Origin of the sequence: Pseudomonas sp. Wu6, assembly GCF_019891515.1 — a bacterium.
Lineage (GTDB): Bacteria > Pseudomonadota > Gammaproteobacteria > Pseudomonadales > Pseudomonadaceae > Aquipseudomonas > Aquipseudomonas orientalis_A.
Map to the genome: position 1 here is coordinate 40,158 of NZ_JAFLXH010000022.1, position 15,067 is coordinate 55,224.

General features: G+C 57.4%; 13 protein-coding genes and 1 pseudogene. 9 read left to right on the forward strand and 5 right to left on the reverse strand.

The annotated features are described in order from the left end of the window. Nucleotide 1 precedes the first annotated feature (1 nt). The 6 genes from J1G34_RS16435 to J1G34_RS16460 all read left to right on the forward strand — a co-directional run bounded on the left by J1G34_RS16435 (nt 2) and on the right by J1G34_RS16460 (nt 5,796). A complete protein-coding gene (locus tag J1G34_RS16435; protein ID WP_222994358.1) occupies nt 2-2,695 on the forward strand; it encodes a toprim domain-containing protein in 2,694 nt (897 codons plus the stop codon). A 20-nt stretch (nt 2,696-2,715) separates the two neighbouring features. Further along, a complete protein-coding gene (locus tag J1G34_RS16440) occupies nt 2,716-3,033 on the forward strand; it encodes a hypothetical protein (RefSeq protein ID WP_222994359.1) in 318 nt (105 codons plus the stop codon). A gap of 59 nt (nt 3,034-3,092) precedes the next feature. Further along, entirely contained in the window at nt 3,093-3,335 is a 243-nt protein-coding gene (locus J1G34_RS16445; protein WP_222994360.1) for a hypothetical protein, read from the forward strand. Nucleotides 3,336-3,424: 89 nt separating this feature from the next. After that, the gene (locus J1G34_RS16450) at nt 3,425-3,637 is read left to right on the forward strand and encodes a hypothetical protein (RefSeq protein ID WP_222994361.1); all 213 of its coding nucleotides are present in this window, start codon (nt 3,425-3,427) and stop codon (nt 3,635-3,637) included. Further along, nucleotides 3,634-4,782: a site-specific integrase gene (locus tag J1G34_RS16455; protein ID WP_222994362.1), complete on the forward strand. Its 1,149-nt coding sequence runs from the start codon at nt 3,634-3,636 to the stop codon at nt 4,780-4,782. Before J1G34_RS16450 ends, J1G34_RS16455 begins: the two co-directional genes overlap by 4 nt. A gap of 111 nt (nt 4,783-4,893) precedes the next feature. After that, a complete protein-coding gene (locus J1G34_RS16460; RefSeq protein WP_222994363.1) occupies nt 4,894-5,796 on the forward strand; it encodes a hypothetical protein in 903 nt (300 codons plus the stop codon). Between the two features lie 825 nt (nt 5,797-6,621). Here the strand turns inward: J1G34_RS16460 and J1G34_RS16465 are convergent. Continuing rightward, on the reverse strand, nt 6,622-7,215 hold the full coding sequence (locus tag J1G34_RS16465) for a TetR/AcrR family transcriptional regulator (RefSeq protein WP_065898025.1): 594 nt from the start codon (nt 7,213-7,215) through the stop codon (nt 6,622-6,624). Nucleotides 7,216-7,380: 165 nt separating this feature from the next. Between J1G34_RS16465 and J1G34_RS16470 the strand changes: the two genes are divergently transcribed. Both J1G34_RS16470 and J1G34_RS16475 read left to right on the forward strand, forming a co-directional pair. Next, complete coding sequence (locus J1G34_RS16470) at nt 7,381-8,163, forward strand: SDR family NAD(P)-dependent oxidoreductase (protein ID WP_122561390.1); 783 nt, start codon at nt 7,381-7,383, stop codon at nt 8,161-8,163. Then, complete coding sequence (locus tag J1G34_RS16475) at nt 8,160-9,158, forward strand: NADP-dependent oxidoreductase (protein WP_222994364.1); 999 nt, start codon at nt 8,160-8,162, stop codon at nt 9,156-9,158. The genes J1G34_RS16470 and J1G34_RS16475 overlap by 4 nt, the downstream gene beginning before the upstream one ends. A 77-nt stretch (nt 9,159-9,235) precedes the next feature. On the opposite strand, the gene J1G34_RS16480 is transcribed toward J1G34_RS16475, so the two are convergent. Further along, the gene (locus tag J1G34_RS16480) at nt 9,236-10,522 is read right to left on the reverse strand and encodes an OprD family porin (protein WP_065892667.1); all 1,287 of its coding nucleotides are present in this window, start codon (nt 10,520-10,522) and stop codon (nt 9,236-9,238) included. 408 nt (nt 10,523-10,930) lie between these two features. Here J1G34_RS16480 and J1G34_RS16485 point away from each other — a divergent pair, with 408 nt between their 5' ends. Continuing rightward, the gene (locus J1G34_RS16485) at nt 10,931-13,018 is read left to right on the forward strand and encodes a TonB-dependent receptor (protein WP_065935979.1); all 2,088 of its coding nucleotides are present in this window, start codon (nt 10,931-10,933) and stop codon (nt 13,016-13,018) included. Nucleotides 13,019-13,044: 26 nt separating this feature from the next. Here J1G34_RS16485 and J1G34_RS16490 read toward each other — a convergent pair whose 3' ends face one another. The 3 genes and pseudogenes from J1G34_RS16490 to J1G34_RS27680 form a co-directional block, all read right to left on the reverse strand. Beyond that, entirely contained in the window at nt 13,045-13,260 is a 216-nt protein-coding gene (locus J1G34_RS16490) for a hypothetical protein (protein WP_122463872.1), read from the reverse strand. Nucleotides 13,261-13,495: 235 nt separating this feature from the next. After that, entirely contained in the window at nt 13,496-14,602 is a 1,107-nt protein-coding gene (aguA, locus tag J1G34_RS16495) for an agmatine deiminase (RefSeq protein WP_222994365.1), read from the reverse strand. 133 nt (nt 14,603-14,735) lie between these two features. Continuing rightward, nucleotides 14,736-14,920: pseudogene (locus tag J1G34_RS27680) on the reverse strand (hypothetical protein); the annotation flags it as partial. Between the last annotated feature and the right edge of the window lie 147 nt (nt 14,921-15,067).

Genomic DNA, 15,067 nt, shown 5'->3' on the forward strand with positions numbered 1-15,067 from the left:
CATGAAAGAAGATCTTCGTCACGACGTGCTGCAGCGCCTGAAATCCGACTATGGCCTGAAACATCGCAAAGATACCGATTACATGCGCGGTGGTGAGTGCCCTAAGTGCCACAAGCGTGAGCTGTATTCGCGTCATGACAAACCCTGGCTGGTGATCTGCGGCCGGTCTGAGAAGTGCGGCCACACCCTGCACGTCAAAGAAATCTACAACGATCTGTTTGAAGACTGGAGCAAGCGTGCGCCGGCGACTGACAACGCGCCCACGGCCACAGCCCGCGCCTATCTGGAGTTTGGGCGCGGATTCAACATCGAGCTGATCGCCGGCTGGTTCACCCAGGACTCCCACTATTCAGGGCAGCACAACGCCGGAAGCGCCACGGTTCGTTTCGCTCTGGAGAAAGGCGGCTACTGGGAACGCCTGATCGACAAACCGGCCCGCTTCGGAAAGATGAAAGCCCGGTTCGCACCAGGTGAAAGCTACCGGGGCACGTGGTGGTGCCCGCCGTGCGTCGACGTCCTTGAAGCGAAAGAAATCTGGATCGTTGAAGGCATATTCGATGCCATCGCCCTGGTCCATCACGATATTGCTGCCGTATCGGCTATGTCTTCGAACGCCTTCCCGGCCGACTCGCTGCAGGCGATCGTGGCAGCGCGTCCAGGCAACTTACCGAAGCTGGTGTGGGCCTTGGACAACGAGCCAGGTGCACACGCCTATACAAAGCGGTGGGTGCGTATGGCGCGTGAAATGGGCTTCACTTGCGAAGCTGCACAAATCCCGCAGCGGGACAACCGGAAGGTCGACTGGAACGATCTGCACCAGCGCTGGCAGTTCCTGGACGAGGGTGCTAAGCGCGACGCCCAGTTTGACAAGGACATCACCACAGCCCGCCACCACGGCGCGCTGCTGATTGCCGACAACGCCACGGAGAAGGCCCTGGTGATGTTCGATTGGAAGCGCCGTAGCGAATTTCACTTGGAGTTCGGCAACCGCCTCTACTGGTTCAAGCTCGACCTGGAGAAGTACAACAAGGCGATTCAGGAACTTGAGGACAGCGAACACCACGACGACCAGCAGTTAAATAATAAGCAGATGCGTACCAAGGCTATGCAGCAGTGCGGCGCCCTGCAGCGTATCGCTACGTGCAATCCCAAAGCGCTGTACTACCAGGAAAACAAGCTCACCGATGAGTCCTGGTACTACTTCCGCATCACCTTTGCACATGACGCCCCGCCTATTAAGAACACCTTCACCAGCTCTCAGATCGCATCGTCTGCAGAGTTCAAGAAGCGCTTACTCGGCATTGCCCCAGGCGGGATGTTCACCGGCACCACGCAACAACTGGATGCGTTCATTGAGGAACAAACCGACGCTCTGAAAACTGTGCAGACCATTGATTTCACCGGATATACCCGTGAACACGGTGCGTACGTCTATGGCGACGTGGCGGTGCGCGACGGGAAGGTGTTCAAGCTCAACGAGGAAGATTTTTTCGATATGGACCGGCTCAGCATCAAGACCTTGAGCCAGTCCGTGATCCTCAACCTAAACACCGACCTGCAGAAATTTGAGACTGAATGGCTTGAAATCATATGGGAGTGCTTCGGCGCCAAGGGCCTGGTAGCGCTCGCTTTCTGGTTTGGCTCCCTGTTCGCCGAGCAAATCCGGCAACACCAGAAAAGCTACCCGTTCATGGAGATTATCGGCGAACCAGGTGCCGGCAAATCCACCTTGATTGAGTTCCTGTGGAAGCTGTGCGGCCGGAGCGATTACGAGGGCTTCGACCCAACCAAGGGCACACCGGTAGCCCGGGCTCGTAACTTTGCCCAGGTCGCCAATCTGCCGGTGGTGCTGATTGAGTCCGAGCGGGAAAAGACCGACGGTAGCCAGACCAGACAGTACGACTGGGACGAACTAAAAACCGCCTATAACGGGCGTAGCGTCCGCTCCACCGGTGTGAAGAACAACGGCAATGACACACGGGAGCCGCCCTTCCGTGCGGCCGTGGTCATTGGCCAGAACCACGCCGTCAACGCGTCAGAACCCATCCTGCAGCGGCTTGTGCACATCGCAATGACGAAAGAAGGTCAGACACCCCAGACCAAACTGTTGGTGGAAAAGCTGGAGCGAATGCCGGTGGATCGCGTCAGCGGCTTCCTGGTGAAGTCCACCATGATGGAAAGCGCGGTAATGGAAACCGTCCGCGAAAAAGGTCCCAAGTACGAGCAGCAGCTGCTCGCCCTTCCCGAAATCCGCACAGTCCGGATCGCAAAGAATCACGCCCAACTGCATGCCCTGGTCGACGCTCTGGTGCACGTGGTCCCACTAAAAAAGCACCAGGTGGACGCGGCCCATGCCGAGATTAAGAACATGGCAAAGGATCGCCAGTTGGCCATCAACGCCGACCATTCAGTTGTCGTGGAGTTTTGGGAGCTGTTCGACTACCTCAACGGCCCCGACGGAGACCTCAACCACTCCCGCGCCGACGGATTAATCGCAGTCAACCTAAACGAGTTTGCCGAAATGGCCGCGAACAAGCGGCAGAAAGTCCCTGATCTGACCGAACTCAAGCGACACCTCAAAACCAGCAAATGCCCCAAGTTCATTGAAACCAATCGCACCGTTTGCTCGGCACGGGCGAAAGACGCATTCGACAAAGCCAAAACCGTGCGCTGCTGGATGTTTCGTAGCGACTGACAGCACCAGGAGCAACACCAATGCAGATTCAAGTTATCACCGGCGAAGGTCTCGACGGTGCCCCGAAACAGCTCAAGCACTTGAAGGAACTGCAGGAGTGGATCGTGGGAGCAAACCAAATGGTGTACGCCGAGGCATATAGCGTCGCTGGCCTGGTCGAGATTCTGGAAGTCCGTGGTGCCACGGAGAAAGAGCTTCTGGTTCTGCAGTGCACAAGACAGCAGATCCAGGCGGTATTGGAATGGCAGTCAGTCATGGACGAGGTAATCGAGCTGGAGAACCTGGTGATTCACCTGGTTAGGCAAGTGCAACCAAAAACTTCCGGCGGACGCCGGTAATTAGAGCGGTGCAGGGGAGTTACAGCTCCCCGACACCAGCCACCACTGAGGGCAACACCATGCAAGCACAGCACCAAAGCAGCAGCAGCGATAAGGCTACCACAGCGCCAACCGATGGCATGCAAGCAGCTCGACACCTGATGGCAATCCGCATCGTCGGTACCGCGCTTTTCGATTACCAAGTCCACAAGACGCCCGACGCCAGGATCCGCCTCGAGGCGGTCACCACCATGGCACACCTGCAGGGTGATCTCACTGCAGTTGAGAGGGCATTTGTGTCGCAGCTGCTGGCCAATCAATAGTCCAGCAGCTTGCATCCCAACTTCTAACAACCATGCCCCGGCTGCAGCGCTAGACTGCCCGGGGTGCTCCAGCTTACAGAGGGCTAGCAATGAACTCCCGATCGGACAACGTCCTGGTATTCACCGATCTGCAGCGCATCACCGGCTACCAACGCCGATCTGATGTTGAACGCTCGCTGATCGACCAGGGCGTTCGGCTGTTCCGCGGCCGTACCGGACCATGGACAACGCTGGACCTTATCAACCATGCCGCAGGCTTGAAGCCTGCCGCTGCAGAGCGGTACGACGCCGACATCCTATGAGGAAAGCAAGAAAGCGGAAGCATAATCCGCACATCCCCGCTCACATCGATCAGGCCGCTCTCCCTGCGGCCGTTTACTTTGACCAGCGAAACGAAGGGGTTTGGTACACCCTTCATCGTGACGAGACGGGCAAACAGCGCCGGCGTAACATTGCGCCGGCAAGCGTTTCGCTGGCAGAGCTGCACCAGATCATGGACGAGGCGTCCAACGTTGACCGGGGAACGCTTCGCTACGTTTGCGCACAGTTCCACGACAGTGATCGGTACAAGAAGCTCAGTTCAAAAACCCACGACGACTATCGCTATTCCCGCGATGTTCTTCTGAACATTCCCACCAAGCTGGGAAAACCGCTGGGGGATCTGGCTGTTCGGAAATTCACTTCTGCGCTGGTGCAGCGAATCGTTGACCGACTGGCGGACGAAGGCACGCCGTCGAAAGCCGCGCACGCGTTGCGCTACCTGCGCCGTGTACTGCAGTGGGGCCGCAATCGCGGCTTCCTAGAAGTGAACCCAGCCCTGGGCATTGAAGCGCCCGTGGAGCGCAAACAGCGCCGCCTGCCGAATCACCTGATTATGGATGCTCTCATCGACCGGGCAATTGCCAGAGGTTTGCTGCAGCGTAACGAGAAAGGCGGCTGTCCCGAATACCTTGGCTACGTCATGGAACTGGCCTACCTCTGCAGGTTGCGCGGCATCGAGGTTGTGACGCTCACCGACGAAAACGAGCTGGAAAGCGGAATATTGACGAACCGCCGCAAGGGCAGCCGTGACAATATCGTCCGTTGGACGCCAAGGCTGCGCAAAGCCTGGGACAACGCAAAGGCCTATAGGGCCAAGATATGGACCAAACGCAAAACTGCGATCCCGTTCATGCCATCACGCCGGAACATCATTGTGGCCAGCCACGGCGGCCCACTTCGCAAGTCCAGCCTGGATACAGCCTGGCAACGCTTCATCACACTCGCACTCGCGGACGAAATCATCACGCAGGAACAACGGTTTGCCCTGCACGATCTGAAACGTCGTGGCATCACAGATACCGTCGGAACCCGGGCTGACAAGCAAGAAGCAAGCGGCCATCGTGACCCAAAAATGATGGACGTATATGATTACAGCATTCCAACCGTTGATCCTTCCACTAAGTGATGACCGTGTGAAGCTAGACACGCAGGGGTCGCTGACGCTATACATCCATACGAAAACATAAGCGATGCGGAACAATTCTGCCTTTTTCAAAATCCAGAGAATGGACTCAAAATGACTCAAAAAGATAAAACCCAGCCGCCCGCAGATCGAAAGCCCGCTCAAACTGGTGAAAAAGACCAAGAACCGCAAAAAACTTGTTTTGTAATTATGCCTATAGCGGATATGGATGGTTATGAGCCAGGTCATTTCACGCGTGTGTATGAGCACTTGATAAGACCAGCATGCTCAAAAGCTGGATACGTAGCACATCGCGCCGACCATGTCGCTGCAAGCAACTATATAATCATCGACATACTTCGAAAAATTGTTGAAAGCGATCTTGTAATATGTGATTTAAGCGGGCGAAATCCAAACGTGCTATACGAACTGGGAGTTCGACAAGCGTTCAACTTACCAACCGTGTTAATTAAGGACCATATAACTCCACGGATTTTTGATATTCAGGGGCTGAGGTGCGCTGACTATAGGCATTCGCTCAGAATAGACGAGGTTCAAAAGGAACAGGAGAGCATTCGCAACGCGATAATTGAAACAACTGAAAACCCCAATGACTTCAACTCCATGATTCAACTACTGGGCGTTAGTCCCGCCGCACTACCCGCACGAGTTGAGTTATCAAACGACACCAGCGTCATCCTTCAGTCTTTGAAAAATATTTCTTCGAGACTGGCAGAGATGGAAGCTACTCCGACTCGTGCCACACCTAAACGCTCAGCTACTCGCTTCTTAGCCTCGGCACCAGCTACCTCTGCATTTGACATAGACGCGGAGGCATTCGTAATAAATGGAGAGCCTATGATTGCAGGGGAAACTGTATGGATCGAAGGGCAAGTATTTGGAGACCTTGTTGATTACGACTCATCAGGCATAACCGTAAAAGCCAATGATGGTCGTCTAAGAAAAATGAATTCCTCTGATCCTAGATTTTCGAAGCTTTCATCCCTGCCCTTCTGAGTCAAAGTCTTGTTCAGCACTGCAAGCCTAATGCAATGCAATGATCGCGATACAGTTGGAAAGCCTACGTTAGGCAACTGATTTTGCTTTACCAAGCAAGGCTAGGCCACGTAACAAGCTTCTGGAGCGCCACGACACCGACGGCCTCCCGCCAGGTGTACACGTAACAGATTCAGCGCTAACCTATTGATTTTGAAGTAATGTTCAATTGACTTGTAATCAGTAGGTCCCGGGTTCGACTCCTGGTGCCGGCACCATATCTCAAAGCCTCGCAATGCGGGGCTTTGTGGTTTCTGGGGTTTGGAAATCTCAAAATTTTAATGAGCCGTTTTCTTCAAAACGTCCAAAAAACGTCCACACTTCGTTTTCAGCCTGCTACGTAGCGTCGGCATGAAGAACCCGCAAACTGATGAGTAATGATGCCGCGTTGAGCCGGGCCGCCGCTCCCGGTGACATATTGCTGCTCTGCGGCAAAAGCAAAAGTCGCTCCCTCAACCTCGGCTATCAAACGCTGGCGCGAGACAGCCGTGCGTTGTACACGCATGTCGCATTGGTTATCAGCCCTTTCCGCGTCATCCACGCACCCCAAGCAAGGGTGTAGAAACCCGGGTGAAAACATGCGGGCCAGGGTTGATAACCTGGACCACCTATTGGGTTGGACGCAAAACTTATCTGACGATTTCACCCTGGATTTTCCTGCCATCCTTGCATCAGGCATCTACGAATCCGAAGAAGAAATAACCTCAGCAAGTCGATGCTTGTTGAATATTGCTGACTTCGCCAATGCCATAAGCAGTTGGGACGCTATGCGAACAGCAGTGCTGGCTACCTTTGAGGAACGGCCTTCTCTGGAGTTGACAACGACCCACCCATCCGCGCCCTACACACCTCCAAAATCTCATCCGCCAACGCCGAATCATCCGGGCAAGCACGCGACAACATAATCGCGCCCACCGCCCTCGCCAGTAGATCAATCATTTTCGCCCGCGCCTCTTCCGGCACTTCATCCGGGCCAGTCGGGCATTTTTCGCCGAGCGTCTGCAACAAGCGTTCGATGCCTCCAGCGAAGGCCGACTTCAATTCCCCCGACTGACGCGCCGCGTCACCGCATAACGCCGCCATGGTGCAACCCGTGGCGCGGCCGTCACGATGTTCCCTGGACACGTATAGATCGATGAAGTCCTTCACACTCAGTTTTTCGGCGCCGGCCAGGGATTGCGCGAGGCTGTTGGCCGAAGCTTCGGCCATCAGGTCAGCCTTGGAGCCGAAGTGTTTGTAGAAGCCGCCATGGGTGAAGCCGGCGGCGGCCATCAGGTCGGCCACGCCGACGCCGTCAAAGCCGCGCTCGCGAAACACGACTGACGCCGTTTCGACGATGTGCTCCCGGTTTGCCTGGGCCTGGGCCTTGGATACGCGCATGTTCGATTCCTCTCTACCGCTGGATGCATTGGCCAATGATACATAGATGTCGTTCATAATCAAAACCGTTGACAGTTTAGATTTCGATCATCATCCTAATAACCAGCGGTATGACCTTCCTCCAAACGCACGGAAATCTCCGTCCCTGACCAAAGAGCTGACATCATGACTACTCGCCCTACCGTTCTCATCACTGGCGCTTCCACTGGCATCGGCGCGGTTTATGCCGAGCGTTTCGCCCAACGCGGGCATGATCTGGTGTTGGTCGCCCGCGATCACTCTCGCCTGGAAACGCTCGCCGCGACCCTGCGCGACAAACACAACGTCGCCATCGATGTGCTCCAGGCCGACCTGACGCAACTCAGCGACCTGCACGCCGTCGAAGCGCGCCTGCGCGATGACGCGCGGATCGGCATCTTGGTCAACAACGCCGGCGCCGCACAATCGGGCACGTTTATCGAGCAAAGCACTGACAGCGTTGCGCAACTGGTGGCCCTCAACACCACCGCGCTGGTGCGGCTCGCGAGCGCCATCGCGCCGCGCCTGGCCAAGGCAGGTGAAGGCTCGATCATCAACATCGGTTCGGTGGTGGGGCTGGCGCCTGAATTCGGCATGTCGGTGTATGGGGCGACCAAGGCGTTTGTGCTGTTCCTGTCCCAGGGTCTGAGCCTGGAACTGTCGCCTCGGGGTGTCTACGTGCAAGCCGTACTGCCCGCCGCGACCCGCACGGAGATCTGGGATCGCGCCGGTATCGACATCAACACCTTGAGCGAAATCATGGAAGTGGATGCGCTGGTGGATGCCGCACTGCTCGGCTTCGACCGTCGCGAACCGGTAACCATCCCCGCGCTGCAGGACGGCGAGCGTTGGGATGCGCTGCAAACCGCACGTCAGGGGCTGACGGCGCAGATCAAGCAGTCCACCGTGGCGCAGCGCTATCTACCATGAAGGCATTTTTTATCGATCGCTACGGCAAGCAAGACGGAATGATTGGCCATGTACCTGACCCTGCGGTCGGTGTGCATGACGTGCTGATCCAGGTGCATGCAGCAAGCGTGAACCCGCTGGACTCCAAGATCAGCACGGGGGAGTTCAAACTGATCCTGCCCTACAGGTTTCCGTTGATATTGGGCAATGATCTGGCCGGAGTGGTCGTTCGCACAGGTGCGGCGGTCACACGATTCAAGCCGGGAGACGAGGTCTATGCACGTCCTCCCGAGTCACGGATCGGGACCTTTGCCGAGTTGATCGCCGTGCATGAAAACGCGCTGGCGTTCAAACCCGCGAACCTGAGCATGGCCGAAGCGGCTGCCATGCCCTTGGCCGCCTTGACGGCCTGGCAGGTGCTGGTTGAAACCGCCCAGGTGAAAAGAGGCCAGAAGGTGTTGATTCATGCCGGTTCCGGCGGTGTCGGCACGCTCGCCATCCAGCTCGCCAAGCACCTCGGCGCCTTCGTGGCGACCACCACCAGTACGGCGAATGTCGAATGGGTGAAAGCACTTGGGGCAGATGTGGTCATCGATTACAAACAGCAGGATTTTGCCAACGAGTTGCACGATTTCGACATGGTATTGAACAGCCTCGGCAGCAATGTACTGGAGAAATCGCTCAAGGTGCTCAAGCCTGGTGGACAGCTTATTTCTCTGTCAGGACCGCCCACCGCGCAATTTGCCCAATCGCAGGGCTTGCCCTGGGTGCTGGGGCAGGTCATGCGCCTGCTGAGCAGCGGCATTCGCAGAAAAGCCCGCAAGCGCGGGGTGAGCTATGCATTTTTGTTTATGCATGCCGATGGAATACAACTGCAGAAAATCACTGCGCTGATCGAGGCGGGCGTTATCAAACCGGTCATCGATCGCTCCTTCCCTTTCGAATCGACCGCGCAGGCATTGCGGTACGTCGATCAGGGAAGGGCAAAAGGCAAGGTCACCATCACCCTCCAATAAGCTTATTTCGAGCATAAAAAAACCCCGAACCAGTCGGGGTTTTTCATGGCCTGGTATCAGGCACGACGTGCAATCAATCAGAAAACATTGATCGGGTAGTCGGCGAACAGGCGCAGCTCGTTACCGCCTACGTTGTAGTTGCTGGCGTTGTTGGAAACGCGCAACCACGAGGCACGCGCACGCAGGCTCAGGTCTTTGGCCGGGCCGCTCTGGACCACGTACTTGAACTGGTTCCAGATTTCGCGCTCGGTGCCATCGCCACGGCCGGTGCCGTCGTCGATGTTGGTACCGCGCACGTAGGCAACGTTATAGGTCAGGCCCGGTACACCGAAGGTGGTGAAGTCGATGCCGTAGCCGGCCTGCCAGGAGCGCTCGTCCTTGCCGTTGAAGTCGGACCAGTAGGAGTTGGCCAGCAGGATGGTATTGCCGCCATCGCCGATGCCGCCGGCGTTGCGGTAGCCGCCGTACAGGTAGCCGGTGTCGCCGGTGCTGCGCTGGTGAGCGACGGTGAAGCTGTGCGGGCCAACAGCCCAGGTAGCGCCCAGGCTCCAGATTTTGTTGTCGCGTGCGTCCGCATCACCTTGGTTTTCCAGGGCGAAGCTGCGGTCCAGCTTGGTTTTGTAGCCGTTGAAGTCAAAGGTCAGCGACTGTTTCTCTGGCAGCGCCAGCACGTAGTTGACGTTGACGTATTGCTTCTTCAGCACGTCCTGCATATCGGAGGCATACAGGGCAGCCGACAGGCTTTCGGTGAATTTGTAGCTGCCACCGATGTAGTTGATGCTCTTCAGGCGGCCGCTGTCGCTGCCTTCGGCACTCTTGCGGGCTTCCTTGGTGAAGTGACCGGCGTCCAGTTGCAGGCCGGCGATTTCCTTGGAAACGATCGAGGTGCCCTCGTAGGTTTCCGACAACAGGCGCGAGTTGTCGTACTGCAGGACCGGCACGGCCGGCATCTGCTGACCGTATTTGATCACGGTGTTGGAAATGCGCGCCTTGACGGCTGCGCCGCCTTTGGCCAGATCGTTGGCCGCTTCGCCGCTGTCGCCTTGCTTGAAGAAATCGATACCGCCGGCGCCGCTGCGACCTTTACCGCCGTCCAGACGGATGGCGTATTGGCCGATCACGTCCACACCCACCCCTACCGTGCCCTGGGTGAAACCGGACTCGAACTTGCCGATGAAGCCCTGGCCCCACTCGGCTTTGTCCTGCTTGCCGTTTTTGTAGTCACGGCTGATGTAGGCGTTGCGTGCTGCGATGTTCAGGTGGCTGTCTTCGACGAAACCCTTGGATTGCTCCTGGTCGTTCGCCATGGCTGTCGATGCGCTCAAAATCCCCAGAGCGATCAGACTCATCCGTTGCTTCAACATGTTCTTATATTCCTTATTACTGGTTGAGTACGCGCTATGACACCAGGCCCCTATCATTTTCCGGTGTCGACTTTCTCCAAAAAAAACAAGGCCCGCGGACGACTGAACTGCCGCGGGCCTTTTCTTATTGGATGAGTCATGGCTGTCAGCCACAGGCGTTGGGCGCAATCCTATGCGCGCGTTGAACTATGTGTCAATTTCGTGAAGCACCTGTATTTAGGCTAAATAATTCTAAGCACAGACCTATTGCGCTTGGGTAACCGTCCAAAAATCCCAACAGCCCCTGCAAAAAAACACACTAAGTAACAAATTAACCGACGATACGTTTGGGAATAGATCCCGCAAGCAAATGCAAAGCATTACCATTTGCGCGCTTTCTCATCCCTGACAATTCGGACACTTTTTCCCATGCCTGCCCCTCGCCTGACGCCCGTTCTTCTTGGGCTTTCTGCTGTGCTGTCTGCCGGTTTTGCCTGTGCTACCACAGTGTTGCCTGCCACCTCGATCAGCGCGGAACTCGACGAAGACGACCCACGCATCAAGCAAAGCACCACTGCCACGCGCACCGCGACCGCCGTGCGTTACGTGCCCCAGGCGATTGATTCGGTGAAAACCGACAGCCTGCGCGCCTATGGCACCCACGATCTGGGCCAGGCGTTGAGCGGTATCCCCAACGTCAGCAGCGGCGCCGACACGCGCTTCGACAGCCTGCGTATCCGCGGTTTCGATGCGAGCAATGACTTTTACCTGGACGGCATCCGCGACGACAGCCAATACGTGCGTGACCTGCACAACATCGAGCGTATCGACGTGCTGAAGGGCCCGGCAGCGGTGCTTTACGGGCGCGGCGGCCAGGGCGGGATCGTCAACCGTGTGAGCAAACTGCCAAGTCCCGGCCGCGCATCCAGCTTAGAAGCCCAGGGCGGCAGCAACGATTTGCGCAGCCTGTACGCCGACCTGAGTACCGACCCCAGCGATAACATCAGCCTGCGCCTGAACATGGGCAACCAGGACAACAACAGCTTTCGCGATGGCGTCAGTGGCAACCGCCAGTTGTTCGCGCCGTCGATGAGCTGGCAACTCACGCCCGAGCTGAACTGGCTGGTGCAATACGAATACAGCCGCTACAACCGCACGCCGGACCGCGGCATTCCTGGCGTCAATGGGCGTCCTGCGGATGTGAGCCGCAGCACTACCTATTTCTCCAGCGGCGATTACATCGATGACACATCCCAGTCCCTGCGCTCCAAACTGGCCTATGAGCTCAACGACAACTGGCAACTGCGCCACACCCTGGGCGTGTTCAAGCTCGACAGCGATTTCGACAACACCTACCAGACCGGCTACGACGCGAGAACCAACACCGTCAGCCGCCAGCACTGGCAGCAGGACCTGACCACCCGCAACGTGTTCAACAACCTTGAACTGGAAGGGGGTTTCGAGACCTTCGGGCTGGAGCACCGCCTGCTTACCGGGATTGAACTGGGCAGCCAGCGCCGCGACCCGAAACTGTACACGGCCACCGCGCCCAATCGGGGCGGCCAGGCTGTACCGAGCCTGAATCTGCACCAACCCAACCGTCACCTCAGCCATACCGGGCGCATGAGCGTTTCGAGCGACAACCACACTGAAGTCGAAAGCCGCGCCCTGTACGTGCAAGATCAACTGCGTTTGAACGATCAGTGGCAACTGTTGGGCGGGCTGCGTTATGACCGCTTCGAAGTCGACACCACCAACAAGCTGCTCAACACTCAACAGGACGTGAAAAGCCACAGCACCAGCCCCCGCGTCGGCCTGGTGTGGACGCCGCTGGAGCATCACTCCTTCTATGCTTCGTGGAGCAAGACGTTCTCGCCGGCAGGCGGCGGTTTGATCGGCATCACGCCGAACGCCGCCGGCAGCGTCAATGATCTCAGCCCCGAGCTGACCAAACAGAAGGAAATCGGGGTAAAAAGCGATTGGCTTGACGACCGCTTGAGCACCACCCTGGCGGTGTACGAGCTTGAACTCTACAACCGCCGCACCAGCGACCCGCTAGACCGCACCATTACCCTGCTGACAGGCAAGCAACGTTCGCGCGGCATCGAGCTGACCGCCACCGGCAAGCTCGTCGGCCATTGGTATGTGCGCGGCGGCATCGGCCTGCAGGATGCCAAGGTCGAGGAGGACAACAACGGTTTCGAAGGCAAGCGCATCAGCGACGTGGCCAAGCGCAATGCCAGCGTGTTCATCACCTGGAAACCGGAGATGGGCTGGTACGCGGAAACCGGCCTGACCCTGGTCGGTGACCGTTATGCCGACAACCTCAACACGGTGGTATTACCCGGTTATGGCCGCTGGGACGCGCTGGCCGGGTTCCGCCAGAAAGAATGGGACGTGAGGGCTGCGCTGAACAATATCGCCGACAAACGCTATTACGCCTCGGCCACCAGCGTCGCGCAGATTCAGCCGGGGGAGCCGCGTAGCGTGGTGGTGACAGGCACCTACAGCTTCTAAAGTTTCTCGCGCGATGTGGGAGCTGTTCAGTGACTCATCAGCTCGCACAACACCTGCACCTCATCCTCCGTGAACAAACCCGCCGGGTAGCGTTCGCTCATCACGCTGCGCAAGTCAGGCTGTTGCCTGACTTGCCTCGAGCCGTTTTCCTTCAACCAGAGCCCCAGCGCGTGGATGGCATTGCCATCGACCCGTACCGGGTGGAACGTGCGCATGTACATCGGGTTGATTTCGGCATTCATTTCAGCGCTCTCTCCTGCTGCGTGAGCGGCTAACGTACTCAAGGTATGTGACAGAACAACGCGGTCTTGACCTGAGTCCCTGTCGCTTCTCTGCGATACAAGAGCTATGCCAATGTCCCGTATTCACGGGTATTGAGACGCAAAAAAGCCCGCGACCTTGCAGGGCCGCGGGCTTGCCTGGAATACCGCTATCACACGGTACTCAGTCGCCATCAAGGCACTGTTACAACTGCACTCAATTTCTCTGCGGGGCGGGCTGCTGCTGGGTCAGGCAGTGAATGTTGCCGCCCCCCAGTAACAGTTCGCGGCCCGGCACCATCACCACTTCGTGTTGCGGGAACAGGTTCTGCAGGATCTGCTTGGCCTGGTGGTCCAGCGGGTCGTCGAAGCTCGGCGCGATGATGCCGCCGTTGACGATCAGGAAGTTTACGTAGGAGCCGGCCAAGCGCACGCTCGGATTACGTTCCTGGCTTCCGTCCACCGGATCGACACCGGCACATTCTTCCTCGGTGGCGTACAGCGGCCCTGGAATCGGCATCTTGTGCACCGTGAACGAGCGGCCCTGGGCGTCAGTGCTGCTTTGCAGTACGTCTATGGCGGCATGGCAGCGCGCGTAGTTCGGGTCTTGCGGGTCGTCGGTCCAGGCCAGCAGCACTTCACCGGGGCGCACGTAGCAGCAGAAGTTATCCACATGGCCGTCGGTTTCGTCGTTGAACAGGCCATCCGGCAACCAGATGATCTTATCCACAGCCAGGTTGGCGCTGAGTACCGCTTCAATGGCTGCGCGATCCAGGTGTGGATTGCGGTTGCGGTTCAGCAGGCACTCTTCGGTGGTGATCAGGGTGCCTTCGCCGTCGACGTGAATGGAACCGCCCTCCAGTACGAAGCCTTCGGTGCGGTAACGTGAGGCGCGCTCGATCTCGAGAATCTTGCCGCCCACTTGTGAGTCGCGGTTCCACGGCGCATACAAACCGCCGTCAAATCCGCCCCAGGCGTTGAAATCCCAGTTCACACCGCGCACTTCGCCGCTGTCGTTGATCACGAATGTCGGGCCGGTGTCCCGCACCCAGGCGTCGTCGCTGGACATCTCCACCACGCGGATATTCGGCACGTCGAGGCGGCTGCGGGCGTTTTCGTACTGGCCGGCGGAAACCGCGACGGTCACCGGTTCGAACCGTGCGATGGCCTTGGCCACGGCCACGTGGGCCGCCTGCGCCGGCTTGCCGCCCAGGCGCCAGTTGTCCGGGCGCTCTGGCCAGATCATCCAGGTCTGGGTTTGTGGCGCCCATTCGGCGGGCATATGAAAGCCATCGACGCGAGGCGTGCTGTGCAAGGTAGTCATGACGATGAAGGCTCCGAATGGGGTGAAAGCCGACTTTATAACGGATAAATATCGGCTTTAGTAGCTTAAAAATATGGAATTCTATAAAAAAAATCGTATTCAGCCGATAACAATCGATTTTTACAACTGTCATCCGGCAAATGTTTAGAACGAAGCCCCTCAGGGCGCTGTCAATGTTGAAGTTAAGGTCTTGCTGACTGCCCAGAGATCGCAATGTGCCACTCAGGCCGTAATAGTGCTCAAGCAGATGGCTACCTGCTCAAGGCTCAACCAGAAGCACGGCAGGCTGGCATGGTGGATCAATGTGGCGAGCAACATTGTGACGACCTCGGTTTTATCAGACGTCTATATCGCCATTGTTCGGGGGCGTTAATCAACCCCTCCTGCTCGCCGCGCTTGCGCTCGTCCGATTCACAACTCAAGCTATGCTTCTTTCGCTTAATGTCCGTCTAAGGAAAAGGCCCT

Bases quoted from the DNA above. Each gene is read 5' to 3' on its own strand.
- J1G34_RS16485 (WP_065935979.1), top strand. From the start codon at position 10,931: ATGCCTGCCCCTCGCCTGACGCCCGTTCTTCTTGGGCTTTCTGCTGTG.
- J1G34_RS16475 (WP_222994364.1), top strand. From the start codon at position 8,160: ATGAAGGCATTTTTTATCGATCGCTACGGCAAGCAAGACGGAATGATT.
- J1G34_RS16460 (WP_222994363.1), top strand. From the start codon at position 4,894: ATGACTCAAAAAGATAAAACCCAGCCGCCCGCAGATCGAAAGCCCGCT.
- J1G34_RS16455 (WP_222994362.1), top strand. From the start codon at position 3,634: ATGAGGAAAGCAAGAAAGCGGAAGCATAATCCGCACATCCCCGCTCAC.
- J1G34_RS16450 (WP_222994361.1), top strand. From the start codon at position 3,425: ATGAACTCCCGATCGGACAACGTCCTGGTATTCACCGATCTGCAGCGC.
- J1G34_RS16440 (WP_222994359.1), top strand. From the start codon at position 2,716: ATGCAGATTCAAGTTATCACCGGCGAAGGTCTCGACGGTGCCCCGAAA.
- J1G34_RS16470 (WP_122561390.1), top strand. From the start codon at position 7,381: ATGACTACTCGCCCTACCGTTCTCATCACTGGCGCTTCCACTGGCATC.
- J1G34_RS16465 (WP_065898025.1), bottom strand. From the start codon at position 7,215: ATGCGCGTATCCAAGGCCCAGGCCCAGGCAAACCGGGAGCACATCGTC.
- J1G34_RS16445 (WP_222994360.1), top strand. From the start codon at position 3,093: ATGCAAGCACAGCACCAAAGCAGCAGCAGCGATAAGGCTACCACAGCG.
- J1G34_RS16435 (WP_222994358.1), top strand. From the start codon at position 2: ATGAAAGAAGATCTTCGTCACGACGTGCTGCAGCGCCTGAAATCCGAC.
- aguA (WP_222994365.1), bottom strand. From the start codon at position 14,602: ATGACTACCTTGCACAGCACGCCTCGCGTCGATGGCTTTCATATGCCC.
- J1G34_RS16480 (WP_065892667.1), bottom strand. From the start codon at position 10,522: ATGTTGAAGCAACGGATGAGTCTGATCGCTCTGGGGATTTTGAGCGCA.
- J1G34_RS16490 (WP_122463872.1), bottom strand. From the start codon at position 13,260: ATGAATGCCGAAATCAACCCGATGTACATGCGCACGTTCCACCCGGTA.